The sequence below is a fragment of the Mycobacterium sp. 852002-51971_SCH5477799-a genome (genome assembly GCF_001667145.1).
Taxonomy (GTDB): Bacteria; Actinomycetota; Actinomycetes; order Mycobacteriales; family Mycobacteriaceae; genus Mycobacterium.
In genome coordinates this window covers 55,798-80,892 of the sequence record NZ_LZIF01000122.1, presented here as the reverse complement: position 1 = coordinate 80,892, position 25,095 = coordinate 55,798, and the positions used below count along the sequence as shown (strand labels likewise).

The 25,095-nt window shown below is 65.3% G+C and carries 28 protein-coding genes and 1 pseudogene; 14 read left to right on the top strand and 15 right to left on the bottom strand.

All coding sequences use genetic code 11. The annotated features are described in order from the left end of the window. Window positions 1-4 precede the first annotated feature (4 nt). The 7 genes from A5753_RS22620 (at window position 5) to A5753_RS22590 (ending at window position 5,601) form a co-directional block, all read left to right on the top strand. Window positions 5-1,171 carry an acyl-CoA dehydrogenase family protein gene (locus A5753_RS22620; protein WP_067133795.1) on the top strand — a complete coding sequence of 389 codons (1,167 nt, stop codon included), beginning with the start codon at window positions 5-7 and terminating at the stop codon, window positions 1,169-1,171. Between the two features lie 108 nt (window positions 1,172-1,279). After that, on the top strand, window positions 1,280-2,434 hold the full coding sequence (locus A5753_RS22615; RefSeq protein ID WP_067133792.1) for a thiolase family protein: 1,155 nt from the start codon (window positions 1,280-1,282) through the stop codon (window positions 2,432-2,434). Window positions 2,435-2,561: 127 nt separating this feature from the next. After that, complete coding sequence (locus A5753_RS22610) at window positions 2,562-3,176, top strand: TetR/AcrR family transcriptional regulator (RefSeq protein ID WP_067133789.1); 615 nt, start codon at window positions 2,562-2,564, stop codon at window positions 3,174-3,176. After that, window positions 3,173-3,679 carry a hypothetical protein gene (locus A5753_RS22605; RefSeq protein ID WP_067133786.1) on the top strand — a complete coding sequence of 169 codons (507 nt, stop codon included), beginning with the start codon at window positions 3,173-3,175 and terminating at the stop codon, window positions 3,677-3,679. Before A5753_RS22610 ends, A5753_RS22605 begins: the two co-directional genes overlap by 4 nt. A gap of 148 nt (window positions 3,680-3,827) precedes the next feature. After that, entirely contained in the window at window positions 3,828-5,099 is a 1,272-nt protein-coding gene (locus A5753_RS22600) for a cytochrome P450 (protein WP_067133783.1), read from the top strand. Further along, complete coding sequence (locus tag A5753_RS22595; RefSeq protein WP_067133780.1) at window positions 5,096-5,284, top strand: ferredoxin; 189 nt, start codon at window positions 5,096-5,098, stop codon at window positions 5,282-5,284. The genes A5753_RS22600 and A5753_RS22595 overlap by 4 nt, the downstream gene beginning before the upstream one ends. A gap of 32 nt (window positions 5,285-5,316) precedes the next feature. Further along, window positions 5,317-5,601, top strand: coding sequence for a DUF1330 domain-containing protein (locus A5753_RS22590; RefSeq protein ID WP_067133777.1), 285 nt, complete (start codon window positions 5,317-5,319; stop codon window positions 5,599-5,601). A gap of 3 nt (window positions 5,602-5,604) precedes the next feature. Here A5753_RS22590 and A5753_RS22585 read toward each other — a convergent pair whose 3' ends face one another. From A5753_RS22585 to A5753_RS22560, 6 genes are all read right to left on the bottom strand, one after another. Beyond that, the gene (locus A5753_RS22585) at window positions 5,605-5,805 is read right to left on the bottom strand and encodes a ferredoxin (protein ID WP_007777398.1); all 201 of its coding nucleotides are present in this window, start codon (window positions 5,803-5,805) and stop codon (window positions 5,605-5,607) included. A gap of 9 nt (window positions 5,806-5,814) precedes the next feature. Continuing rightward, a complete protein-coding gene (locus tag A5753_RS22580) occupies window positions 5,815-7,020 on the bottom strand; it encodes a cytochrome P450 (RefSeq protein WP_067133774.1) in 1,206 nt (401 codons plus the stop codon). Between the two features lie 130 nt (window positions 7,021-7,150). Further along, on the bottom strand, window positions 7,151-7,966 hold the full coding sequence (locus A5753_RS22575) for an NAD(P)-dependent oxidoreductase (RefSeq protein WP_067133997.1): 816 nt from the start codon (window positions 7,964-7,966) through the stop codon (window positions 7,151-7,153). Next, window positions 7,966-8,808 carry an alpha/beta hydrolase gene (locus A5753_RS22570; RefSeq protein WP_067134000.1) on the bottom strand — a complete coding sequence of 281 codons (843 nt, stop codon included), beginning with the start codon at window positions 8,806-8,808 and terminating at the stop codon, window positions 7,966-7,968. Before A5753_RS22570 ends, A5753_RS22575 begins: the two co-directional genes overlap by 1 nt. 50 nt (window positions 8,809-8,858) lie before the next feature. Beyond that, a complete protein-coding gene (locus A5753_RS22565) occupies window positions 8,859-10,565 on the bottom strand; it encodes an OB-fold domain-containing protein (RefSeq protein WP_231990145.1) in 1,707 nt (568 codons plus the stop codon). 100 nt (window positions 10,566-10,665) lie between these two features. After that, window positions 10,666-10,986 carry a hypothetical protein gene (locus A5753_RS22560; RefSeq protein ID WP_067133768.1) on the bottom strand — a complete coding sequence of 107 codons (321 nt, stop codon included), beginning with the start codon at window positions 10,984-10,986 and terminating at the stop codon, window positions 10,666-10,668. A 171-nt stretch (window positions 10,987-11,157) separates the two neighbouring features. Between A5753_RS22560 and A5753_RS22555 the strand changes: the two genes are divergently transcribed. The 3 genes from A5753_RS22555 to A5753_RS22545 are packed head-to-tail and all read left to right on the top strand — an operon-like array spanning window position 11,158 to window position 13,805. After that, window positions 11,158-12,081 carry an NAD(P)-dependent oxidoreductase gene (locus A5753_RS22555; RefSeq protein ID WP_067133765.1) on the top strand — a complete coding sequence of 308 codons (924 nt, stop codon included), beginning with the start codon at window positions 11,158-11,160 and terminating at the stop codon, window positions 12,079-12,081. Between the two features lie 11 nt (window positions 12,082-12,092). Beyond that, window positions 12,093-12,836 carry a hypothetical protein gene (locus A5753_RS22550; RefSeq protein WP_067133762.1) on the top strand — a complete coding sequence of 248 codons (744 nt, stop codon included), beginning with the start codon at window positions 12,093-12,095 and terminating at the stop codon, window positions 12,834-12,836. A 12-nt stretch (window positions 12,837-12,848) separates the two neighbouring features. After that, complete coding sequence (locus tag A5753_RS22545) at window positions 12,849-13,805, top strand: LLM class F420-dependent oxidoreductase (RefSeq protein ID WP_067133759.1); 957 nt, start codon at window positions 12,849-12,851, stop codon at window positions 13,803-13,805. Here A5753_RS22545 and A5753_RS22540 read toward each other — a convergent pair whose 3' ends face one another. The 3 genes from A5753_RS22540 to A5753_RS22530 are packed head-to-tail and all read right to left on the bottom strand — an operon-like array spanning window position 13,806 to window position 16,594. Continuing rightward, entirely contained in the window at window positions 13,806-14,981 is a 1,176-nt protein-coding gene (locus A5753_RS22540; RefSeq protein ID WP_067133757.1) for an acyl-CoA dehydrogenase family protein, read from the bottom strand. A 21-nt stretch (window positions 14,982-15,002) separates the two neighbouring features. Further along, window positions 15,003-15,299 (bottom strand): ferredoxin, encoded by a 297-nt coding sequence (locus tag A5753_RS22535; RefSeq protein WP_067133754.1) that lies wholly within the window; start codon window positions 15,297-15,299, stop codon window positions 15,003-15,005. After that, entirely contained in the window at window positions 15,296-16,594 is a 1,299-nt protein-coding gene (locus A5753_RS22530; RefSeq protein WP_067133994.1) for an NADH-ubiquinone oxidoreductase-F iron-sulfur binding region domain-containing protein, read from the bottom strand. The genes A5753_RS22535 and A5753_RS22530 overlap by 4 nt, the downstream gene beginning before the upstream one ends. A gap of 36 nt (window positions 16,595-16,630) precedes the next feature. Here A5753_RS22530 and A5753_RS22525 point away from each other — a divergent pair, with 36 nt between their 5' ends. Then, complete coding sequence (locus A5753_RS22525; RefSeq protein WP_067133752.1) at window positions 16,631-17,104, top strand: hypothetical protein; 474 nt, start codon at window positions 16,631-16,633, stop codon at window positions 17,102-17,104. A 17-nt stretch (window positions 17,105-17,121) separates the two neighbouring features. Here the strand turns inward: A5753_RS22525 and A5753_RS22520 are convergent, their stop codons facing one another. From A5753_RS22520 to A5753_RS22495, 6 genes are all read right to left on the bottom strand, one after another. Further along, window positions 17,122-17,988, bottom strand: a complete 867-nt coding sequence (locus A5753_RS22520; protein WP_067133749.1) for an alpha/beta fold hydrolase — start codon at window positions 17,986-17,988, stop codon at window positions 17,122-17,124. Between the two features lie 15 nt (window positions 17,989-18,003). Continuing rightward, window positions 18,004-18,402 carry a Rieske (2Fe-2S) protein gene (locus tag A5753_RS22515; protein ID WP_064882584.1) on the bottom strand — a complete coding sequence of 133 codons (399 nt, stop codon included), beginning with the start codon at window positions 18,400-18,402 and terminating at the stop codon, window positions 18,004-18,006. 1 nt (window position 18,403) lies between these two features. Then, on the bottom strand, window positions 18,404-19,549 hold the full coding sequence (locus A5753_RS22510) for an amidohydrolase family protein (protein ID WP_067133746.1): 1,146 nt from the start codon (window positions 19,547-19,549) through the stop codon (window positions 18,404-18,406). 29 nt (window positions 19,550-19,578) lie between these two features. Continuing rightward, on the bottom strand, window positions 19,579-20,670 hold the full coding sequence (locus A5753_RS22505; RefSeq protein ID WP_067133991.1) for an amidohydrolase family protein: 1,092 nt from the start codon (window positions 20,668-20,670) through the stop codon (window positions 19,579-19,581). A 249-nt stretch (window positions 20,671-20,919) separates the two neighbouring features. Beyond that, window positions 20,920-21,879 (bottom strand): NAD(P)-dependent oxidoreductase, encoded by a 960-nt coding sequence (locus A5753_RS22500; protein ID WP_255361373.1) that lies wholly within the window; start codon window positions 21,877-21,879, stop codon window positions 20,920-20,922. Beyond that, window positions 21,866-22,258 carry a carboxymuconolactone decarboxylase family protein gene (locus tag A5753_RS22495; protein WP_067133743.1) on the bottom strand — a complete coding sequence of 131 codons (393 nt, stop codon included), beginning with the start codon at window positions 22,256-22,258 and terminating at the stop codon, window positions 21,866-21,868. The genes A5753_RS22500 and A5753_RS22495 overlap by 14 nt, the downstream gene beginning before the upstream one ends. 202 nt (window positions 22,259-22,460) lie before the next feature. Between A5753_RS22495 and A5753_RS22490 the strand changes: the two are divergent. The 3 genes and pseudogenes from A5753_RS22490 to A5753_RS22480 form a co-directional block, all read left to right on the top strand. Then, window positions 22,461-22,791: pseudogene (locus tag A5753_RS22490) on the top strand (nitroreductase family protein); the annotation flags it as partial. A gap of 146 nt (window positions 22,792-22,937) precedes the next feature. Further along, the gene (locus A5753_RS22485) at window positions 22,938-23,936 is read left to right on the top strand and encodes an acyl-CoA dehydrogenase family protein (protein WP_067133740.1); all 999 of its coding nucleotides are present in this window, start codon (window positions 22,938-22,940) and stop codon (window positions 23,934-23,936) included. After that, a complete protein-coding gene (locus A5753_RS22480) occupies window positions 23,920-25,095 on the top strand; it encodes an acyl-CoA dehydrogenase family protein (protein WP_067133737.1) in 1,176 nt (391 codons plus the stop codon). The genes A5753_RS22485 and A5753_RS22480 overlap by 17 nt, the downstream gene beginning before the upstream one ends.

Here is a 25,095-nt window from a genome sequence, read left to right as displayed (position 1 = left end):
TGGAATGAACTTTGAGCTGACCGATGACCAGGAGCTGATCCGTCGGTCGGTGGCGGAGCTGGCCGGGAAATTCGACGACCAGTACTGGATGGAAAAAGACCAGGCGCACGAATTTCCGACCGAGTTCTACCGCGCCATCGCCGACGGCGGCTGGTTGGGAATGACGATCCCCACCGAATACGGCGGTCACGGCCTCGGCATCACCGAAGCGACGATCCTGCTCGAGGAGGTCGCCAAATCGGGTGGCGCCATGAATGCCGCCAGCTCGATCCACCTGTCCATTTTCGGCATGCAGCCGGTCGTGGTGCACGGTTCCGAAGAACTTAAGGCCCGAACGCTGCCCGCCGTCGCGACCGGCGAGGTCCACGTCTGCTTCGGCGTCACCGAACCCGGTGCCGGGCTTGACACTTCGCGTATCACCACGTTCGCCAAGCGCGACGGCGATCGCTACATCGTCAACGGTCGCAAGGTGTGGATCTCCAAGGCGATGGAATCCGACAAGATCCTGCTGCTCACCCGGACACAAAGCTACGACGAGGTCACCAAGAAGACCGACGGGATGACGCTGTTCATCACCGATCTCGACCGCAGCCGGGTCGATATCCGCCCGATCCGCAAGATGGGCCGCAACGCGGTGAGCTCCAACGAGTTGTTCATCGACAATCTCGAGGTGCCGGTTGAGGACCGAATCGGTGAGGAGGGCAAGGGCTTTCAGTACATCCTTGACGGCCTCAACCCGGAGCGGATGCTCATCGCGGCCGAGGCTCTGGGCATCGGCCGGGTGGCGCTGGAGAAGGCGGTGAAGTACGGCAACGAGCGCGAGGTCTTCGGCCGGCCCATCGGGATGAATCAGGGATTGCAGTTCCCCCTCGCCGATTCACTGGCCCGGCTCGACGCCGCCGAATTGATGCTGCGCAAGGCAACCTGGCTGTACGACAACGGCAAACCCTGTGGGCGCGAGGCCAATACGGCTAAGTATCTTTGCGCCGATGCCGGCTTCACCGCCGCGGACCGGGCGCTGCAAACCCACGGCGGCATGGGTTACGCCGAGGAGTACCACATCACGCGGTACTTCCGCGAGGCTCGGCTGATGAAGATCGCGCCGGTCAGCCAGGAGATGATTCTGAACTTCTTGGGAGCCAACGTCCTGAAGCTGCCGAGAAGCTACTAGATCTAGCGCCGAACGCGTAGTCACCGCGAATTCTGGGCGATTATTTCGCTCTCGCTACACGTTCGGTGATGATGGGACAGTCGGGCGAGAAGCAATCGGAGTAGAGATATGCGCGAAACAGTCATCGTCGAGGCCGTGCGTACGCCGGTGGGAAAGCGCAACGGCGCGCTGTCCGGCATGCACGCCGCCGACCTGTCCGCGGTCGTGCTGACCGAACTCATCGAACGCACCGGCATCGGTCCAGACATCATCGACGACGTGGTCTGGGGCTGTGTGTCCCAGGTGGGCGACCAGTCCAGCAATATCGGCCGCTACGCGGTCCTGGCGGCCGGTTGGCCCGAGACCATTCCCGGGACCACCGTCAACCGCGCGTGCGGGTCCAGCCAGCAGGCGCTGGACTTCGCCGTGCAGGCGGTGATGTCGGGCCAGCAGGATGTCGTCGTGGCCGGTGGAGTCGAGGTCATGAGCCGCGTTCCGCTCGGGTCGGCCCGGGCAACGGGGATGCCGTATGGCCCGAAAGTCCTTGCCCGCTATGACGATTTCTCGTTCAACCAGGGCCTGTCGGCGGAGATGATCGCCAAAAAGTGGGGATTCTCGCGCACCCGGCTTGACGAATTCTCCGTCGAATCCCACGAGCGGGCAGCCGCGGCCCAGGATGCCGGCGCATTCACCGAGCAGATCGTGCCGGTGTTCGTCGACGGTGCCGACAACAACGTCGTCACCGCCGACGAGGGCGTGCGGCGCGGTAGCACCGTCGAGAAACTCGGCACCCTCAAGCCGGCCTTCGCCGAGGACGGCGTGATCCACGCCGGTAACTCTTCGCAGATCTCCGACGGCGCGGCCGCGCTGCTGGTGACCACCGCCGAGATGGCGGTCGAGCTGGGCTTGACCCCGATCGTGCGGTACCTGGCGGGCGCGGTGACCGGGGCGGCCCCGGTGTTGATGCTCACCGGTCCCATCCCGGCCACCGAAAAGGTGCTGAGCAAGGCTGGCGTTGGCCTGTCCGACGTTGGCGTCTTCGAGGTCAATGAAGCTTTCGCGCCCGTGCCGCTGGCCTGGTCGGCGGAGACCGGGGCGGACCCGGCACGAATGAATCCGCTGGGCGGCGCCATCGCGCTGGGGCACCCGCTGGGTGCATCCGGGGCGGTGCTGATGACACGCATGGCGCATCACATGCGCGACAACGGCATTCGTTACGGGCTGCAGACCATGTGCGAGGGCGGCGGCACCGCCAACGCCACGCTGGTCGAGCTGGTGAGCTGACGGCGGCGGCCTGCCGCGCGAAAACGTGCTCCGCGTGACCCTTGTCACAGCGATGCAACTAACCTACTGTGTGTTCACTAGGTTGGTTTTTCCTGGTGTCGATACGACGTGTTTCAAGGGGGTTTCGGTGCCCGTCGCGCGGCGATACGACACGCTTCTCGCCAAGGGAGAGGACCGTAAGCAGCGCATCCTCGACGTCGCGCAACGCCTGCTCACCCGTAACGGGTGGCGCAGCACGACACTCGCCCAGATCGCCGGCGAGGCCGGGGTCACCCCGGCCGGGCTGCTGCATCACTTCGAATCGAAGGATCAGCTGCTCCACGCGGTGCTCGATGCCCGCGACCTCGATGACGACACCCACGCCGACCGGACCGGTGACCTTTTCGGCCAGATCGCCGCGGTCGCGGACCGTTTCCACCGCGCCCCCGAATTGGTGGGCACGTTCACGGTGCTGCTGGTCGAGAACATCCTTCCCGAGGCCCCGTTGCACGACCGCATGCTCGCCAGGCACCGCGCCGCAACCGACATCGTCGCCGATCTCATCCGTCGCGGTCAGGCCGACGGCCGGTATCGCGAAGACATAGACCCCGCCGTCAAGGCAGTAGAAATCCTCGCCTTCGTCCACGGAATGGAAACCACATGGTTACTCGATCCATCGATCCCGCTAGCCGAGGCGTTCAAGCAGTACGCCGAGACACTGGCGCGGGATTTCGCGCCTCCGAAGAAGCCCGAGGCGATATGAGGTACCGGCTCGACGTCGTCGCCGCCACCGTCCTCAACGTGGTGAGGTTCGCCGGCGGCTGGATCTTCGACCGTTCGATGGCGGGTTGGGACGTCACCGTGCTGGTCGCCGACCACCCCGACGACCGACCGCTGCAGATCATCGGCGCCCAGGTGCTCGACCTCGAAGACGCGCTGGCGTCGGTGCACTCGCGTCCCCGCCCGCAGGCCCTGGCGGCCGCGGCGGATTTGTTCGGCTGCGACGCACGGGTACGCCAAGGCGTGCTGCAGGCGCTGGATCACGGCGTCACCGAGGTCACGCTGTGGGGAGAGAACTGGCCGTCCGAACTCGACGACAGCGTCGGCCTGGTGCAACACCAGCTGAGCATGGCCGCGCGGACGTTCAAGGCCCAAGCCCTGGCGGCGGCTGCTGCGCCGCGCGCCTTAATCGGTCACGTGGAGACCTTCCGGAGCGGGCTGCTGGCTTGGCCGTCGGTCGCCGCGGACCTGGTCCCCGCCAGCTAGCCCGCGCGGCCGGACTGCGCGCGGACCCGGCAATTCTTCGCGCACTTCGACGGCTGGGCGGGGGTTTGACGACCACCATCCCGTGTGAAAATGTAATACTCATCTGCGAGAGGCACGTTCTCACTAGCCGAGATTCAAGGAGCAGGAGATGGCGAACGAATTCTCCGAGTTGGACTTCTTTCGCGGCAGCGAGCTCATCGAGAACCCGTACCCCTACTACGAGGCGCTGCGGGAGCGGTGCCCCGTCACGCGGGAGAGCCATCACGACGTCACCATGATCACCGGTTGGGATGAGGCGTGCGCGGTGCTCAACGACGCCGAGACGTGGTCCTCGTGCATCTCGGTGACCGGCCCGTTTCCGGGCTTTCCGGTGCCGCTCGAAGGTGACGACATCACCGAACTGATCGAAGAGCATCGCGACGAGCTGCCGTTCAGCGACCAGCTCCCCACGCTCGACCCTCCGACCCACACCAACCACCGCTCCCTGATGATGCGGCTGATCACTCCCAAGCGCCTCAAGGAGAACGAGGACGCCATGTGGCTGCTGGCCGACCAGGCGCTCGACGACTTCCTGGCCCCGGGACGCGGCGAGTGGATCAAGGGCTTCGCGGGCCCGTTCACGCTGCTGGTCATCGCCGACCTGCTCGGAGTGCCGATCGAGGACCGCGACAAGTTCGTCAAGGGCATCGCTGAGCACGCGGGTGGCGGCATCGGCGGCACCAAGGGATCGCTGGCCCACAGTCCGCTGGAGTTCCTCTACGGCCTGTTCGCCGACTATGTCCGTGACCGCCGCAGTGCGCCCCGCGACGACGTGCTCACCGGCCTGGCGACCGCCACCTACCCGGACGGTTCCATCCCGAATGTCGAGGATGTGGCCCGCGTCGCCAGCAACGTCTTCTCGGCCGGCCAGGAGACCACCGTGCGGCTGCTCGGCGCCGCGCTGCAGACCATAGGCGAGCGGCCCGACATCCAGGCGCAACTGCGCAAGGATCGCAGCCTGATTCCGAACTTCATCGAAGAGTCGCTTCGCTACGAGAGCCCCGTCAAGGGCGACTTCCGGATGAACCGCAGGCCGGTCAATGTCGGCGGGGTGGACCTGCCCGCGGGCAGCACCGTGATGATTGTGCAGGCGGCCGCCAACCGGGATCCACGCCGGTTCGAAGAGCCCGCCACCTTCGATCCGGCCCGCAAGAACGCGCGCCAGCACATCTCCTTCGGTCGAGGCATTCACAGCTGCCCCGGCGCGCCGCTGGCCCGGGCCGAGACCAGGGTCGCGATCGAACGATTGCTCGACCGCACGACGGACATCAGGATCGACGAGAGCATCCACGGGCCGGCGAATGACCGCCGCTACCAATATGTTCCGACGTACATCCTGCGCGGCCTGACCGAACTACACCTGGAGTTCACGCCGGCATGAAAGTTTGGGTAGACGACCAGAAGTGTCGCGGTCACGGCATGTGTCTGACGCTGTGCCCCGACGTCTTCAGCCTGACCGACGACGGTTACGCCGTGGCCATAGATTCCGACGTCCCAACCGAATTGGAGTCGGCGGCTCAGGAGGCGATCCAATGCTGTCCCGAGCAGGCGATCGGCGAGAAGTAACCGAATACACCGAAGAGTAGGGAGATCTGTCAGTGGCTAAGGGCTATGTCATCCTGACCGAGGCCATCAAAGATCCGGAAGGCATGAAGGCGTACGCCCAAGCCGCCGGCTCGGCGATGAACGGTGCCACCATCCTTGCGGTGGACACCGCGCCCAAGGTCATCGAAGGCGACTGGCACGGCGACCAGACCGTCGTGTTGGAATTCGAGTCGGTCGATGCGGCTCGGGCTTGGTACGAGTCCGACGGTTACCAGAAAGCCGCGAAACTGCGCCAGGCCGCGGCCGACTGCAACGCGGTCATCCTCTCCGGATTCTGATCGCTACTCGCCGACGATGGAGATTGCCTGCCGGGGGCATTGACGGACGGCCTCGCGCACGTCCGCCTCGTTCTCCGGGGTGACTTCTTCCTGGTGGACGGTCAGCATGTCGTCGTCGCCGAGTTCGAAGATGTCCGGGTTGATGCCCATGCAGACGCCGTTGCTCTCGCAGAGTCCCCAATCGACTTCGATCTTCTTGGTCACCGTGACTCCTTACCGAAGCACCTTGACGGGCACGTTTTTCCAGCCCGCCACGTTTTGCATGTTCACCCGTTTGCAGCCCGACCAGTCGACTTCGTAGCGCGGCATGAAGTCGAGCAGCCTCTCCAGCGCGATCCGGCTTTCCAGGCGGGCCAGCGCGGCGCCGAGGCAGCTGTGAATCCCATACCCGAGCCCGAGGTGCTGCGCCTCGGTCTGGTCACGTTCGATGTCGAATGTGTCGGCGTCGGTGAAGGCCTCCGGGTCGCGGTTCGCCGCGGCGCCGCAAAGGAACACCGGCTTGCCCGCCGGGATCACCCCGCCGCTGACGTGGGCCTCTTTCAGGGTGTAGCGGACGTTGTACTGCACCGGTCCCTCGTAGCGCAGTAACTCTTCGACGGCCCCGGGAATCTTGTCGCGGTCCTCCTGCAGCTTCTGCCACTGGTCGGGGTGACGGGCGAAGATCACCGCCGCGTTGCCCATCAGCTTGGTGACGGTCTCGGCGCCCGCCCCGCCCAGAAGGGTTGCGAACCCGCAGATCTCGATGTCGTCGAGCTTGCGAAGCTCACCGTTTTCGGCCGGGACCTCGGCCGCGATCAGCCGGCTGATCATGTCTTCCTGCGGCTCCTGACGCCGCTCCTGGACCAGGCTGAAGTAGTACATCGCCGTATCGATGTTGGCCTGCACAGCGGCCTCGGAGGGTTCGATCTGTCCCGGTTCGTGGTGCAGGCCGGTGTCGATCCAGTGCCGCACCTGTTGGCGGTACTCCTCCGGTACCCCGGCCATCCGGGTGATGACCTCCACCGGGAACGGTCCGGAGAAGTCCTGCACCACGTCGAAGTTGTCCGGGTCGGCGGCGCCCAGGTACTTGTCGATCACCTCGACGATCGTCTCGCGCTGCGATTGAATCGCCCGCGGAGTGAACGCCTTGTTGAGCAGGCTGCGCATGTGGCGGTGCTCCGGCGGGTCCATGAAGATGATCGACTTCTGCTCGGGCGGTATTCCCTTTCGCACCATCGCCAGGTCGCAGCCGCGTGCCGAGGAATAGGTTTCGAAATCCTTGAACGCGGCCGATACGTCTTCATGACGGGTCAGCGCGTAAAAATCCTCCTTTTCGTCGTAATACAGAGGGGCGTCCTCGCGCATCCGCCGATAGATGTCGAACGGATTGTTGAAGTAGTCCTCGGCGTACGGATCGAAGACAACTTTCGGTTTTGTCACTGAATCCTCCTCAGCGGCGAGGTCGGGCTGAACCTTTACAGCGGAGTCCCTGACTGTAACGCTAACGGTAATACCTTCGTGTCGAACCGGAAAGACCAAAACGCTGGCATTTCAAACCCTCTTTTGACTCTCATCGTGGGTGGTTCATCAGGACCAGCGCCGCGTCGGCAGCGTCGAGCACGGCGCCGCCGTTCGCCCCGGCCCGGTCGGCAAGGTCGACCACCAGCCGAACATCCTTTTGCAGCAGCCCGCCCGCGACGCCGGCCAGCCGATCCAGCCCCCCGATCCCGCCCAGGGCGTTCAGCGCGAAGCTGTTTCCACTGCTGCGGGAGACCACCTCGGTGAGCCGGCCCGGTTCGACGCCCAGCTCCTTGGCCAGTGAGAGGGCGGTGGCCGCGGTGGCCAGGTGGGCGGTGAACAACAAGTTGTTGAGCAGTTTCGTGGTCTGTCCGGAACCCAGCTCGCCGAGGTGAACGACCGGATCGGCATAGGTTGCGAAGACCGGGCGACAGCGCTCGACAGCATCGGTGTCGCCGCCGACCATCACCAACAGGCGGCCCTCGGCCGCCGCGCCTCCCCCGCCGCTCACCGGCGCGTCGATGACGGAGACGCCCAGCGGGGCGGCCTTGTTCGCAAGCTCTCGGCAGGTGTTCGGGTGCACCGTGCTGTGCACGGCGATGACGCTGCCGGATTTCATCGCCGACAACATTCCGTTTTCGCCGCAGGCGAGTTCGTCGATGTCGGCGTCACCGACTACGCAGAGGCAGACCAGATCACTGGCCGCGGCGAGCTCGGCCGGAGACCCAGCGACCTTTGCCCGGGTGTCGGCGAACGCGTCGAGTACCTCAGGCCTCCGCGCCCACAACGTGGTGGGGTAGCCGCCCTCGGCGATCCGCCGCGCCATGGGGCCGCCCTGGCTGCCCAGCCCGATGAATCCGACGTGCATCATCCGGCCTCCAGATCGGATTCCGTGTCCGCCGAGCCCTCGGTCACGCGTTCCTGCACGAACGCAAGGACTTTCGAGTGGTATTCGGGGGCGGCGTGGCTGAGGCTGATGTTGTGTCCGGCGTCCGGTTGTCGATGCACCACGAACTGCGGGACACCGGCGAATAAGGCGCCGATCTCGGTCACGGCCGCATCGTCGGTCTGCCAGACCTTTTCGTGCTCGGCGATGCTGAAGTGCACCGGGACGCGCACCGCGGGCGCGAGCTCCGGAAAAGTTTTGCGCGCCCAGTCCGACACCATCTGGTCCTCGTAAGCCGGGGCCGACGGCGAAACCGTGGCTCCCCCGAGGACCTGGGGCGGATAGAGCTCTTCTGGGCTCCACAGCAATTCGCGCATTCCCGACGGGCGGTGTTCGCGGGTAGCCGTTTTCAGGATCTCCTTGGCCGCGGGGTGATAGTGCCGGCCGGTGCCCGCGAGCTCGATACCGAGCAGGTCGACACCTCGCGTGTCGGCGGCCATCCGTAGCGTCAGCTCGCAACCGCCCGAATGGCCCCACACGAATACGCCTGCACCACAAGGCCGTTCGCCGACGATTCGATCGACAGCACCGTAAGAAAGGTTGACCCGCTGTTCGCCGGAGACCATCGCCTCGGGATAGGGTGCCGAGCTGCCATAGCCGGGCCGATCGAGGGCCACCACGGTGAATCCTGCTGCCGCGCCGGTGCGTAACAGCGAGTACGACGGATGGCCCGGGCAGTCGAAATAGATGGCGGTGGTGCCGCCACCGTGAATCGCCACGATCACGGCCTTCGGATCGTCGGCCTCAGCCACCAACGCCGACATCGGCACGCCGTCCACGATGACGAGCCGGGGCCGGGGAGTCGGCGCGGTACTCACGTGTCGGCCCGTAGCAGGATCACGCCGCTGGGTGTCAGTCCGCCGCTGCTGACAACACCGACGCGGGCATCGGCGACCTGACGGTCACCGGCCTCGCCACGCAACTGGGTGACGGCCTCGTGCAGCAGGCCCATGCCGTGGGTGCGGCCATGCGAGAGCTGTCCGCCGTGCGTGTTGAGCGGCAACTGCCCGTCGCGCGCGATGTTCTTACCGCCGTCGAGGAAGTCCTTGGCCTCACCGATCCCGCAGAAGCCCAGCGCTTCGATCCATGAAAGACAATTCATGGTGAACCCGTCGTACAGCTCGGCCACGTCGACGTTGGCCGGCCGCAGCGAGGTGCGCGTCCACACATGCGCCGCCTGGCCCAGCACCTGTGGCTCGTGGGTGAGAGTGCTTTGATCCCAGTCGATTCGCTCGATGATCTGCGTTCCCACGGCGTCCACCAGCACGGGCGGCTTGGCGAGGTCGCGGGCTGCGTCGACGGCCGAGACGATGACGGCGATCGCGCCATCGCAGGGCACATCGCAGTCGTAGAGACCGAACGGCGTCGTGATTGGCCGCGCGTTGAGGTAGTCGTCCATCGTCATCGGCGACCGGTAGATGGCGGTCGGGTTGAGTTCGGCGTTGGCGCGCTGATTCAGCGCGATCCAGCCCAGCGTTTCCTTGGTGGTGCCATACCGGTGAAAGTGCCGCTGCGCGTTCATCGCCAGCGTGTGCGCCGCGGACGTGGCGCCGAATGGCATCTGCCAGCCCGACATTCGCCCCATCGACGGGGCGGTCTTGCCCTGTTTCATCAGCTCGCCGCTGGTGGCTTCCCACAGCGTCCGGAAGCACAGCACATGACGCGCCAAACCGCATGCGACCGCAAGCATCGCGGCGATTACCGAGCCGCCCGGGCCGAACGTCTCCATGGCGCCGTTGTGCCATGTCGGCCGAATACCCAGCGCGCCCTCGAGAGCGGTGGTGCCTCCCTCGCCGAATCCGCCGACGTTGATCGCGCCGGGATACGTGGACAGGCCGTCGATATCGGCGTAAGTGAGGTCGGCGTCGGCGATGGCCGCTTCGCAGGCCTGCACCGTCAGCGCCAGCGGCGGCCGCATCAACCTGCGCCCGATCGGTGACATGCCGATCCCCGTCAGCGCGACCTTGTCTTCGAACTTCTCGGTGGTGAGCATCGGCCGGACGTGCTCGCCGAAGCGTTCCGGTGCGATCTCGTCGACCGGCAGGGGAGCGGGCTCGGCATCGACCCCCGCCTTCTGCATGGGCCGAAACAGCGGAAACCACACGTCTTCGACCTGTTCGAAAACGACCTGGACCTGCTGTCCGAGCTCGAGTTGATCGGGATTGCATTCAACGATGTTCGTGGTCAGCCGCACCCGCGGGTCCTCGGCGATAGCCACTTGCGCGATTACGTAGGGCGCCGCCAAGCCGGGCAGACTGAACCGCTCGTTGACGGTGAACCCCGCCAGCGTCGCCTTGCCCGAGAGCGCGCGCACCCCGATGTCCAGTGACCGGCAATAACGGCATACCGGCGCGGGCGGATGGATCAGCGATTCGCAGTTTCGGCATTCCTGCAGCCGGAGCTTCCCGTCGGCGCCTGAGGTCCAGAAGAATTCGTTGTCCTGCGTGACCTGGGGCAGTGGGCGGCCCGGTGCTGCTGACACGTCACCTCCGGGAATCCACGGCCGGCCCGGTAGGGCCATTATGCAAATTGGAGAATTACGTTATCACCCTAGGCAGGCGCGATCTAGACGGCATTGACAGCGCTCGTGCTGCATGCCTGGTGAGGTGGGCCGAGTGCTGTCAGTACGGCACCCAGGTGCCGTCGAAATAGGCACCCCATTGATGGAAACCGACACTCCACATCGGGTCGTTCGGTGACCACCATGGCCGTGGCGGCGGAGGCGGCACGTCCTGTCCGGCGAACGACGGCGCATATGGAGGTGGGGCTGCATACCACGCCGGGAGCGGCGTCGGCGGTTTGCACTCCCACGTCGCCACATTGAACGACATGTTGGGATCGCAGTCTGCCGAGCTGATTGCCGGCGTGGCGATCACCGCGGTCGCCGCCGGCACGAAGGCGAGCGCAATGACAGCGGTCAGACGACCAAAAAACCACCTCATGGCGGGCCTCTCCTTGGCGCCATCCCCACGTTGGCTGGTCTCAGCTTATTCCGCCGACGCCGCCACGACCAGATCCGGACAGAAACAGCGCCGAGTCTGGCGTGGCGTTTCCATTGGGCCGAAGGTTATGCTCGCAACGCGGTATCAAGTACTTAATATTCGGAGGGCTGGTTGCTCGACGCGGAGAAGATCCTGGTCACCGGGGCGACCGGCAAGATCGCCTTCCCCATCGCGCGTGCCCTGGCGGCGGCGGGAAACGAGGTATGGGGCGCCGCTCGCCTGAAAGATTCCGCGGCGCGGCAACAACTCGCTAACGCCGGTGTCAAACCGGTGGCGCTGGACGTCGGTGTCGGCGACTTCTCCACTCTCCCAGTCGATTTCACCTATGTTTTTCACGCGGCGGTGGACCCCGGCGCGGACGACTGGAACCGTTGCGTGCAGACAAACGCACAGGCATCCGGCGAATTGCTGTACCACTGCCGCGCCGCAAAGGGATTCGTCTTCTGCTCTACCGGCTCGATTTACGCATACCAGGGCCACCGACCGCTGACCGAGGCCGATCCGCCGGGGGCGCCGCTGCGGGCGAACTACAGCTTCTCCAAGGTTGCGGCCGAGGCGGTGTGTACCTGGGTCGCAAAGCACTACCAGGTTCCGCTCACGATCATCCGGATTTGTTCGACGTATGGCCCACAGGGCGGTGCACCCGCCGATCGTCTCGATGCGATGTTGGCGGGCAGGCCCATTCGGCTGCATCCGGACAAGCCAAACAATTACAACCCCATCTATGAAGACGACTACGTGGAGCTCGGCATCCGTGCCATGGAGGTCGCAGCCGTACCGCCCGTCGTGGTGAACTGGGCCGGTAGCGAGACGGTGAGCGTCGAAGAGTATTGCGCCTTCATGGGTGAGTTGGTCGGTGTCGAGCCGATCTTCGAGTACACAGACCAGGCGCATACCCCGCTATGGCCCGACGTCGCCCACATGCACGACGTCCTCGGGCGCACGAAAGTGCCGTGGCGAGAAGGGTTCCGGCGGATGGTCGCGGCTCGCCACCCTGAAATTCAGCTGCCCCAGCATGATTCGACGAGAGGTTGAGGACCAAGTCTATGCATCTTCCCGGCACGCCATCGGACGAGGTTGCCGAGGTTCTCGCGACCGGCAGTGGCGAGATCACCACCCTGTTCGTCTCCATGGCGACCCGGCACCCCGACGGCAAGGACGCCGAGTACCTGCGCTGGCACACCCTGGACCACCGCCCGGAGCAGCACCGGCTGGCCGCGGTGCGCGCCTCATTGCGCCTGGTGTCCACCCCGGCCTGTCGATCCGCCCGAGCGATCAGCGGCGGCCGCTTGGACACCGTCGACCACGTGATGACCTACTTCTTCACCGACACGACCGGGCTACAGGATTTCAATGAGCTGTCAACGGCATTGGGGGATGCCGGCCGTAAACTCCCGCTACTGCCCCCGGTGGAGCGCGGCGTATACGAAGTGCAACGGAAAGCTGCCGCGCCGCGCGTCAAGCTCGGCTCGGACGTCCTGCCCTGGCTGCCCGTCCGGGGCGCGTTCGTATTGGTCGAGCGAGGATCCGCGTTGCCGAACCCGCTAGTGGAAGTCGACGGAGTGGCTGGTGTCTGGTCCGCACTATCGCTTCGCGTCGACGCCAGCTTGGCAAGTGCCCAAGAAAACCAGACGATCACATACTGCTTCCTCGATGACGACCCGATCGTCACCGCGCAACGGCTGCGCCCTGTGCTCAAGGCCCGGTGGGCCGAGTCGGACATCGAACCTGTGTTCGCCGCACCCTTTTTTGCGGTCGTTCCGTACGAGTGGGATCGCTATGTGCCATAGGAGAGGGGTCGCGTGCGCATCGGCTTGATGGTTGGTTCTGATAAGGAGCGCTCACGCGCCGATCGGTTAGCCGGGCTGATAGACGATGCTGTCGCGGCCGAAAGCGACGGTTTTACCGCGTTTTGGATGCCACAGGTCCCCGGCTACCTCGACGCGATGACCGCCGTAGCCGTGATCGGTCAGGCCACCGACCGTATCGAGATCGGAACGGCCGTCGTTCCGATACAGACTCGCCATCCGATGATCATGGCGCAACAAGCCTTGACCACCCAGGTCGTGTGTGGCGGCCGGTTCACGCTCGGCATCGGGCCCTCGCATCATTGGATCGTCAACTCTCAATTGGGATTGCCCTATGATCGCCCGGCCCGCTTGGTGGGTGACTACCTCGACGTGCTCGCCGCGGCCTTCGCCGGACCGGGGACCGTCGATGTCGACAACGAAAACTATTGTGTACATTCGCCGGTCGACGTCGCGGACGGCGTCGAAATGCCGATCTTGTTGTCAGCGCTCGGCCCGACCATGCTGCAACTCGCCGGTGAGCGGACCGGCGGCACCATTCTCTGGATGGCCGACGAGCGGGCGATCGAAAACCACGTCGTTCCTCGCATCGCCGCGGCGGCTGACCGGGCCGGGCGGCCCGCGCCACGGATCGTTGCCGGCGTTCCCGTCGCGCTCTGCTCGAATGATGAGACAGACGATGCTCGCCGCTGCGCCAGCGAGGTGCTCGGGCACGCGGACTTCTCGCCGAACTATGTGCGGCTGCTGCAGCACGGTGATGCCCAAGACGTCGGCGACACCATGGCGGCAGGCGACGAGGCGGCCGTCCTGGATCGGCTGAACCGGTACCGCGACGCGGGCGTCACCGACCTCGCGGTACGAATCGTGCCGCTGGGCAAGGACATTGAGGAGCGAACCACATCGCGACGCCGAACCCAGCAGTTTCTGTCCTCCCTCTGTCCGGCGTTGTGATCAGCGCGACGGCAGTCCGAGGACGCGCTGGGCGATGATGTTGCGCTGGATCTCCGACGTGCCGCCGGCGATGGTGCCCGCGTAGCTGCTGATGTAGCGCGCGAACCAGCTGGCGGTGAAAAGATCTGGGGCGTAGGGGTTGTACGGTGCCGTGAGGGTTTTGTCGCGTAAACCCTCGGCCCCGGCCGCGTCCAGCGCGTGCCGCAGTGCGCTCTGCTCGGCTTCCGAACCGAAGACCTTCAGCACGGACAACGCCGCCACGTCTACCTCACCACGGGCCGCGCGGCCCAGCGCAGCCGAACCGAGCAGCCGCAGCGCGTAGTAGTCCATCACGATAGTGGCGTAGTGGTCCGCGTTCACCGCGTCCGCCGGGCGGTAATCCTCGAGCAGTTGCTCGAGCCGATTCGCGAAGGCCATCCACATCAGGGTGCGCTCATGGCCGAGCGAGCCGTTGGCGACCTGCCACCCGCCATTGAGCGCACCGACCAGGTTATCCGCGGGGACCCGGACATCGTTGAAGAACACCTCGTTGAAGTCCAGCTCGTCGGAGTCATAGACCGACGGAAATGGGCGACGCGCCACCCCGGGGGTGTCGGTCGGGATGATCAGCGCGCTGATTCCTTTGTGGCGGGGAGCGTTTGGGTCCGTACGAACGAAGGTCAGGATCACGTCGGCGTCATGAGCGCCAGACGTCCACACCTTCTGCCCGTTGACTACGAACTCATCGCCGACCAACTCCGCCTTGGTCCGCAACCCGGCCAGGTCGGAGCCGGCTCCGGGTTCGCTCATTCCCAGCGACGCGGTCTTTTCCGCTCGCAGGATCGGGACGGCCCAACGCCGCTTCTGCTCCTCGGTGCCGAAGGACAACAGCGACGCCGCGATGATGCCGACGCCTTGCGGATTGAAGCAGTGATAGATCCGGCGGCGCGACAACTCCTCGCGATGTACGAACTGCTGCAGGATGTTTGCGTTGCGGCCGCCGAATTCCGGTGGGTTGCCCGGCAGTAGCCACCCGTGGTCGAACTGGAGTCGCTGCCAACGACGCGACCATGCGGGCACGTGCGAGGTCGACGACGGCCGCTCCGCGGCCTGGGCCTGCGCCGGGAGATGTTCGGCCAGGAAGCTCACGAACTCGGCGCGAAACGCTTCCACATCGGCGTCAAAGGTGAGTTGCACCGAACTACTCCTCCGGACGGTTCAGCGCGTGAATCCCCACTCCGCCTCGTTCTCTTCGGTTTTGAGGTGTTCGGCCGGGTCCTCGGTGTCGGCGAGCGGGGGCTGAGAAGCGCGGTTGGTGCGCTGACCGATTTCGGTGATGGCGTGAACGGGGCAGTCGAGCAGCGCGCGCATGACCGCGTCGCGATCCGACTCCGCCACCGTGCCCTCCCCGATGAGGGATGCGTATCCCCAATCATCGAGCGAGAAGTATCCCGGCGCATGCTTGGCGCAGATGCCGAAACCGTCGCAAATGGTGCGGTCCAGACGGATTTTCATGCTTGCCTCACAGGTTCCGCCTCGTAGGGACGGTCCGCGCGGAACGCGCCGCGTGCGCAGTCCGGGCACGTGCCGTCGAGATGCACGCTGACTTCGTCGGGGAATTGATCGAGCAGGCTGGCGGCGACGTTGGTAGCGGCATCCAGGGTGGCGCATGCACCGCGTCCACGCAGCAGCACCGACCAACGCCGCAACCGTTGGACGTCCTCTGTCGTCGCGGCGCCGTCGCGCAGCGCCCCGGCGGCCGCGGCCATCGCCGCCGTCCCGTTGAAACACGATCCGCACTGCCCAGCGTTTTCGCGGTCGAAGTACGCGAGCACCGATGCCGCGACCGCAACGGGACAGTCGTCGGTGATGACCGAGATCGCTCCGCAGCCAAGTCCACTGCCGACGCGCCGCATCGTCTCGTGGTCCAGGGTCGTCTCCAACACAGAGCGGTTGAGCAGACCGGCGAAGTAGCCGCCCATCAACGCCCCGCGCACGTCGTCAGGCGAAACACCATGCAAGGCAAGCATTTCAGTGAATGCCAGTCCGTGCGGAAGCTCGTAGAGGACCGGCGGTTTGCCCCCCCCGGTGATGGTGGCCAGGAAGGTTCCCGGCGACAGTGTCGTGCCTTGCGACCGATAATCTGCCGAGCCGTGGCTTTGCAGGTAGGGCAGATTCGCCAAAGTCTCGACATTGCTCACCAACGTGGGCCGGTCGTCGACTCCCGCCTCGAAGGGCCGCGGCGGTTTGTCTGTGGGCTTGGCCGGGCCACCGTTGATGGCCCGAACCGCCGCGGTCTCCTCGCCGGCCACGTATCCCGGCTGCACGGTAAGCATGTCGATCGCGACGCCGAGCGTCTCGGGATCCAGCTCGCCGAGCGCGGCTGCAACGCTGTGCGCCGATTCCGCGTCGGACACGTAGATGCAGCCGCGGTCGGCGGCAACGATCGTCGCGGCGAGCCGCAGTCCGTCCAGGACCAGGTGCGGGCGATTACGTAGCAGCCAGCGGTCCTTGACCGAAGCCGGTTCTCCCTCTTCGCCATTCGCGACGACGACGGGGACACCCATCACGCGTCCGTTGTCGCGCACCGCGCGCAGCTTCACCGCCAGCGGAAACGCCGCACCGCCGCGCCCCACCAGACCGCTGGACTCGACCTCGCGCAGGAAGTCATCGGCATCGGCGAGCGGACGGTAGCCGCCGAGCTTTCGATAGGCCGCCAGGTCTTCGCGTCCCGTCTGCTCGCTCAGTAACCGCGCTGTGCACCCGGGTGCGCTGGCGGTGGTGATGTTGGTGGTTTCAGTGGTGTTCACGGTTGGCCCACCATTGTCTTGGTTAGGCTTGCGCACATGCGAACTGCGGTGGTGCGCGTCAATGTCGACCCGGACAGCGTGCGCACGCCTGCACAGCTACGTGACGGCATGGCGGCTCTCCTCGAGGTCGCGGCCGAGGCCGGCGTCGGCGTAGTCGAAAACGACCTCGCGTCGCTGCCGGAAAGTCGTCGCGAGGTGGAGCTGCTCATCGCGGCCGAAGATGGCGACACAGCCAAGAGCACCGCTATCGAGTTGTGCACCACGGTGTTCGGCGCCGAGCCGGTCCCCGGTGTGATCACTTTTGTCAGCCGGGGAACAGACGACGACGCGCACGGGGTGCTGTCCGCGTTCGGACTGACCGGTGACATCGAGCGCACGCCCGGCGATGACGGATTCGACATCGTCCATGTGACGCTGCGGGAATCTGACCTCGAACGGATTCCGGAAAGCCGTGTGCACACGGCCCTGGAGGCGTCGCTCAACTGTGAGGTCCACATTCGCACTCGGTAACGCACCGTTTCGCACCATTACGAACCCAGGAATTCGAGAATCGCGGGTGCCGCCTGCACCCAGGTGTCGAACATGTTGAAGTGCTGCACCCGGCCGGCCGCGCGGTCTTCGGACGCGCGCTCCCAGGCGTCCTCGGGCCAGGGCGGGTCGATGAGCTTCGATCCCTTGATCAGGCAGCTGACTTCCAGCGACGTCCGCTTCGGGTGATCCATGTCGTTCTCCCCGCCACGAATGATCAACGTGGGGACCTTGATCCGGTCGAACATTTCGTCCTCGACGCCGGGAATCGTCTGGCCCGGCTTGGAGACGAAGGCGTTGAGCCAGCGCAGCATCAACTTGAGGAACTCATCCTTGTCGAAGTCGAGGAACCGCTGCTTGTTGTTCGGGTTCTCTTCGATGCGCTCACGCCATTCGGCCACCTTTACCACGCCGTCCATGCCGGTGCCGCGCACCGCGAGGATGCTGGGAATGATGTAGAAGGAGCCGAGCACGAAGGTGCCGTAGGTGCCGCCGACAATGTTCCACACCACGAGCTTGGTGACCATCTCGGGGTAGAGCATCGTGGTCAGCATGGAATCCCTTGCCCCGCCGGACCCTCCGGCCAGAATGCAGCGCTCGAAGCCCAGGCCGGTCACCAGCTTGTGCAGCGTCTCGGCGCGCATGTGCGACTCGCTCTGCCCGTAGAACTGCACATCGGAGGCGCCGCAGTTGGGCCGGTCCCACAGCAGCACCCGATAGCCACCCGCGGCCAGGGCGTCGGCCAGCGGACGCAGACCTGGGATCTCCTTACTGAACCGGCCACCCGGTGTCAGGGCAATGAGATCGCCGGAGTCACCGAGGATTTCGTAGACGACGTTTCCCCCGTTAATCTCGATAGCAGGCACCCGATTCTCCTGTAGCTAGGCCTGAACCAACACATCGTTGCCGACGACGCGCACCGGATAGGTACGGATACTCCACTCGGGCTTGACCGCGGTGGTGCCGGTCGCCAGCTCGAAACCCCATTGGTGCCACGGGCAGTAGATGTATTCCAGGTCGCGCACCATGACGGAGTCACCCGGGGCGGTCTCGTCGACGATCGTGCGCCCCCGAGCTCGTCCCGAACACAGCGGGCCGCCTTGGTGGGGGCAGTAGTTCGCGATGGCGTAGAAGGTGCCGTTGACGTTGTAGACGCCGACGCCATGCCGTCCGATCGGCACCAGTTTGTGTGTGCCCGGCGGGATTTCGTCTACAGTTGCGACGACATGCTCGCGGCCCTGAGCGAGACGTGGCTCGGGCCGTTTGGTTTCTTCCGTCAACTCAGAGCACCCGGGTCTGACCCTCGAGGACCGGAACGGTCTCGGGCAGGCGATAGGTCGCGATGCCGTTTTTGTACATGACCGCGTTGCGGGCGTACTTGGGCAGGTGCTTGACCAACCAGCGCGGGTCGTCGAACGTCCAGTGCGGGTAGTCCGAGGAGAACAGCAGAATCTTCTCGCACTCCATCCATTCCAGCGCGCGGGTCAGTTGGGTCTTGTCTTCCGGGTAGTCAAGCGGCTGGGTGGTGAACTTGATGTGGTCCTTGACGTATTCCGACGGCTTGCGCTTGATGTCGAGCCACGACTTGCGTGCGTCGTAAATCGCGTCCATGCGCCACATCAGCGGAAGGATCCAGCTGAATGCGTGCTCGACGAACACGATTCGCAGCGTCGGGAATCGGTCGAAGACACCGTCGAAGATCAGGCTCATCACCTGGTTGGCCGCCAGCAGGGAGTAGGTCACCATGAAGTCGTGGTTATAGCTGGGGAAGCCCACCGGCGGGATCGGCAGCTCATCGAACTGGCTGCGTGACAGGTGGCAGCTCACGGTGATGTCGTGCTTGGTGGCGGCCGCCCAGATCGGGTCGTACTTCGGGTGACCCCAGGACGGACGCGGCTCGGCCTTGATCAGAATCTGCGCCATGAAGGGGTGTCCGGCCCAGCGCTCGACCTCGCGCACCGACTCTTCCGGCTCCTCGATGGCGATGCAGATCGAACCGCGCCACCGCTCGTGCCAGTTGTTGTGGCTGTCCAGCCAGTGGTTGGCCTGCCAGTCGTTCAACGCGGCCGACATCGCATGCTGCGCTTCGGTCAGGCGCGCCGGGTAAGCCGCCGGTTCCAGGATCGCGATATCGGAGCCCGCCTCCATGATCAGCTGACGGAACGCCAAATCCGGGTCGCTGCACGGAAACTCGCCGTTGGCAGGGAAGGAGTCAACGCGCATCGCGTAGGAATGCGCGTAGTCCGGCGCGTCGTAGTAGATCTGCTCGCCAACCGAGCGAGTGAGGAAGTACTTGCTGCGCCACGGCTCGGGGATGTACGGGAGCAGCTCTCCGCGCTTGGGGGCGGGGTGAACATCCGAGTCGACGCAGCGGACGGCTATGCGCTCGGTAGCGGGAACCCGCTCCTGCGAATGGGTCAGCGTCATCTGATTCTCCTCAGTCTTTCGCCATATCTCTACTGTGCGCCCACCTCGGCGGGAATGTCTATGCCGTACAGCTGCGCTGCGTTACGCCAGCAGAGCTTCTCGCGCTGCTCGGCGGACAACGCGCTGGGCAACTTCGTGACATCGCCGCACTGCCAGTGTGGATAGCTCGAGCCGAACATCACCATGTCGTCTTTGCCGGTGAAGCCGAACCATTCTCCGGCGAATTCGACGTCGCCGGGCCCATCGAGACTGCCTTGAACGAAATACACGTGACCGGGCAGGTAGTCGCTGGGAATCCGCGGGGCCCACGGTGTCTGCTCGAGGTGCGGTCGGCCGAACGTGTCCATGCGCCAGATGAACGGCGTGATGAAGTCGGCGGCGCCATCGCCCCAGACGAACTTGAGGCCGTCGAACCGCTCGAAAACTCCCTCGGCGATCATGTTCATCTGGTGATACAGGTAGTTCAGCGCCATGAAGCTGACGTACTGCTCGTAGGTCCGGGTGTTCCCGTTGGGCGTGGGCGGAAACGCGATGCCCGACCCGACCTCGATGTGCGCGGCGACGGGAAGCCCGGCATCGACGGCGGCCTCCCATATGGGCCAGAACTGCGGTTTTCCGTAAAGCTCGCGGGATTGCAGCGGCACGCCGATCTGGACCACCCGCGGATGCGCACGCCATCTCTCGATCTCGCGCAGCGCGCCGGGGATGTCGTCGGGGTTGACCCGGATGGTGCCGCGGAACCGCTCGCCGAACTCGCTGGACTCCAGCCAGTTCGACACCATCATCTCGTTGTGCGCGGCGTGCAGCGCGCTGCCCAGGTGCCGGTCCGGCATGATGCCGCGCGCCATCGGATGCAGGACGGCCACATCGACCCCGCGCTTCGAAAACAGTTCATTGGCAACGAAATCCGGATCCGAACCGGGGTACTGGCGGTCCGGGCCTTCGGTATTTGGCGCGTATTCACCGCCGGGGGCGCCGTACCAGTCCATCTCGTAGTCGGGAAACCCGCGGCTCTTGAACGGCTCGCGCAGGGTCTTCCGCAACGCCTTGTTGGACGGGAAGAAGATGTGCACGCTCGCGTCGATCAGCGGTGTGCTGGTTCCGTCACCGTGTGTGATCACGAGGGCCATCCTTCGGCGCCGGCGGCCAAAGCCGGCCGTGCGAGGTCATATGATAGCCAATCTAACATTTTTCTCAGCGGTCCATCAATGGGTTTCCGGTAAGCATTTCGTTTAGTCATCATCCCTGGTAGCGCGCGTTTTGAAGTCTTTCGGGCAAGTCCGGTTCTTCATTGCGGATAATACCATTCTCCGGGTTTAAGGCAGGTGCGATCCGAATGGTTCGCCACCACCGGGGATCACCCTCATGGGCTACTCCGAAGTGCCGCCTACCGTGACTCCGGCCGCCCGCTCGAACGGTTTGATCACCGTCGTGAAATCGGAGTCGGGTCCTTCGTCGCGGGCGAGTGCTTCCCACAGCCGGCCGACCGTCTCGGCGACTTCGGCGGGCACGCCGAGCGCTCTCGCTTCGTCGAGATAAAGGCGCACGTCTTTGAGCATCAGCCCGGTCGCGAAGCCGTAGTCGAAGGTGCGCGGCAAGATCGCCCGGGGGAACTTGTCGCGGCTTGCACTCGTCGCACCTGATCCGGCATTGAGCACCTCGATCATCACGCCTGGGTCGAGGCCGGCCTTGACGCCCATCACGACGACTTCCGCGGTCGCGGTCAAGACGTTCGCCGCCAGAATGTTGTTCGCCAGCTTCATCGTCTGCGCCGAGCCGGGCTTGTCGCCGACGTACACCGGCCGGCCGAGAGTTTCCAGTGTCGTTCGCACGGCGTCGAATTGGCCGCGTGGGCTGGACACCATGAGCGCCAGCGTTCCTTTCTCGGCCCCGCTGACACCGCCGCTGACCGGACTGTCCATGGCCACGATGTTGCGCTGGGCCAGTAGGCCATGGATCTTCGCCGCCATTTGGCTACCGACAGTGGACAAGTCGACATACCGCCGCACCCGGGCGCCGTCGATCACGCCGGCCGGACCGGTCGCCACCTCGAGCGACGCGCCCGGGGTGGGGAGGCTGGCCAGCACCGTTTCCGCGTGGTCGGCGACCTCCCTGGGTGACGACGCCCGGCGTGCTCCCAGGGCGACGACGCGCTCGAGGGCCTCGCTGCGCGTGTCGAAGGCGACGACGTCGTGCTTTTCCTGAATCAAGCGGCAAGCCATGGGGAAGCCCATGTTTCCGAGTCCGATGAACCCGAGCTGTACGGCGCGCCCCTTACCCCGATGGTGGCGGCCCGCTGTGCCCGGATCCGCCGCGCTAGCGATCGCCACTGTCCCGATCCAGTTCGGCGAACGCATCGTTCGCGATCCGGAAGCTGTCGACGGCGGCCGGCACGCCGGCGTAGATGGCGACCTGCAGGAAGACCTCGCGGATCTCTTCGCGGGTGACACCGTTGGTCAGTGCCGCCTTGACGTGTGTGCGTAATTCGTTGGGCCGGTTGAGCACCGAGATCATCGCCAGGTTGAGCATGCTGCGGGTCTTGCGTGGCAATTCCGCACGGCCCCACACGGCTCCCCAGCAGTACTCGGTGACGAGATCCTGCAGGGGCCCGGTGAAGTCATCCGCGTTGGCCAATGCGCGGTTGACGTATTCCTCGCCCAATACCTCGCAGCGGATTTGCAGCCCGCGCTGGTAGGTTTCGCGATCCAATGTTTCCTCCTTCAGGTCAGGACAGCGGCCGTCGTCGGTTCGTGTGTGAGCTGCCGAAATTCCGATTGCCTAAGCGCAATCTTGCACCGCGGCGTCTGCAGTCGAGATTCGAATGCACCCGCCAGCTCGAGTCCTAGTTGCCATTGGGAAAATGTCGGCACTTGGCTGTAAACCAATTCCCTTGCAGCGATTCGTGATACAGGTGCTGTTCGCCCAGGCGCACTACCCGACCGCGTCCCGAACTGCTGCTGGGCGGTTCGATTTTTCCCGTCATGCAGAACTTTCTGCTGGCCGCGCGCGCCCAGGGGCTCGGCGCCTGCATGACCAGCTGGGCCTCGTACGGCGGTGAACAGCTGCTCAGGGAGGCCGTCGGCATACCCGAGGGCTAGATGATCGCCGGCCACATCGTGGTCGGGTGGACCAAGGGCAAGCACGGGCCGCTGCGTCGCCGCCCGCTTGCCGAGTTCGTCAACCTCGACCGCTGGGACAACGCCGCCGAGGGCCTGGTCGAGGGTGCGCGAGCCCCGGCCTAGCCGGGCGCTCGAAGGCCTCGGCCCGGTTAGCCGGGCGCTCGGCGGGCATGGCCTGCACCGATACGCCATAGGCCGATTCAGAGATTATTACTTCCGCAACCGAGAATGTTATTCTCGCGGGACAGTCACGATGAGAGGCGGCGCGGATGCTGTTGGAGTTCGATGCTGATCAGCGACTGTGGCAGGACACGGTGCGCGACGCCGTCGCCAAGCAGTGCCCGCCGTCGCTGGTGCGCAGCGTGGCCGAAGAGGGCGTCGATCCGAGCCCGCTGTGGAAAGCGTATGTAGACCAGGGCTGGACCGAGCTCAGCGATGCGGACAGCGCCGTCGAGCTGGCCATCGTGCTCGAAGAGCTCGGCCGCGCCACCGACCCCACCCCTTTCCTGGCGACGATGAGCCAGTTCGCACCGCTTGCCGCGGACCGGTTCGACCCACACCAGTCGGGCACCGCGGTCTACGGCGGCATTGCGGCGCACCGCGACGCCGAGGGCTGGGTGCTCGACGGCACCGCGCGCCATGTGCTCGATGGCGACCGCGCGGATCGGCTGGCGGTGGTGACCGATGCCGGGGTGTTCCTCGTCGAGTCCAGTCAGGTGGCGGCCCGGCGTATGGCGGTGTTCGACCCAGTGCTGCACGTCGCCGACCTGTCGTTCGCGGAGGTTCGGGTGCCCGACAGCGAGCGCCTGACGGTCGATGCCGAGCGCGCCCACCATTTCGCGTTGACCGGCATGGCGATCACCATGGTCGGTGCCTGCCAACGCATACTCGACCTGGTGCTCGAGCACGTCAGCAGCCGACAGCAGTTCGGCGTGGCGATCGGTTCGTTCCAGGCCGTCCAACACAAGGCCGCCGACATGCACGTCGCCGTCCAACGGGCGCGGGCCCTGGCGTATTTCGCCGCGTTGACGATCGCGGCCGACGATCCCCGCCGCCGGCTGGCCGCCGCGATGGCCAAGGCATCGGCGGGGGAGTGCCAGTCGCTGGTGTTCCGGCACGGCCTACAGCTGCACGGCGCAATGGGATTCACGTGGGAGAACGACCTGCAGTTCGCGCTGAAACGGGCCAAAGCGGGTGAGCTGATGCTCGGCGGCGCGGCGGAGCACCGGGCGCGGATCGCGGAGGAATATCGTGCAGCTGACTTTTGATTCCGACGTCGAGGAGTTCCGGGCGGAGTTCTCGGCGTTCCTCGACGAAAATCTGCCTCCCGCAAGCGAAACGCTCGAGCGTCCCCGTTCGGTCTCACACATGCCGCAGTGGGCGCGCGACTGGCAGCGGCTGTTATTCGACAACGGCTGGCTGCTGCCCAGCCAACCCCCGGAATTCGGCGGTCGTAACGCGTCGGTCATCCAGCAGTTCGTCTACCTGGAGGAGCTCAGCCGCCGCCGGATCTACCACAGCTTCAACCCGCAGGGTGTGAACATCGTTGGGGCGTCGCTGTTGTCGTTCGGCAGCGACGAGCAAAAGCGGCGCTGGGCTGTGCCGATCCTGCGCGCGGAGATCACCGCGTCGCTCGGGATGAGCGAACCCAGCGCCGGCTCCGACCTGGCCTCGCTGCGCACTCGCGCGGTGCTCGACGGCGATCACTTCGTGGTCAATGGCCAGAAGGTGTGGACCTCGGGTGCCCACGATGCCGACGTCTTGTTGACGTTCGTCCGCACCAACCCAGATGTGCCGAAGCACAAGGGAATCAGTGCGCTCATCATCCCCACCGATACGCCTGGTCTGGTGCGCCGTCCGTTCCCGTCGATCTGCGGCGCCGACGATCTGGATTTCAACGAGGTGTTCTTCACTGACGTACGGGTGCCGGCCGAAAACCTGGTCGGTGAGCGCGACCAGGGTTGGCGGGTGGCCAACGGATCGCTGGGGCATGAACGCACCATGATGTGGCTGGGTTTCGCCGATCGCCTCGAGAACATGATCGACGACTTCCACCCCGGCACCGAGGTCGAGCGCGACCAATACGCGACCACCATCATGGACAAGCAGGCGCTGCGCTTGTTGGGCTCCGCGGCGCTGGCCCGCGCCGCGCGCGGCGAAGATGACGTGGCGGCGATCTCGGTGCTCAAGTTGCTCGGTTCCGAAGCGGAGTTGCGTGGCATGGAGCTGGCGTTGACGTCCGCCGGATCCGACGGGCTTGTGCAACCCGGACTGACGGGGCCGTACGCGCACATGAACCTCGACCACTACTTCGCCAGCTGGTTCGAGCGCTACGCCCGCAGCTTCTCGGGGACCATCGCCGGCGGCACGTCCGAAATTCAGCGCAACATCATCGCCCAGCGGGTGCTCGGCCTGCCGCGCGGCTAG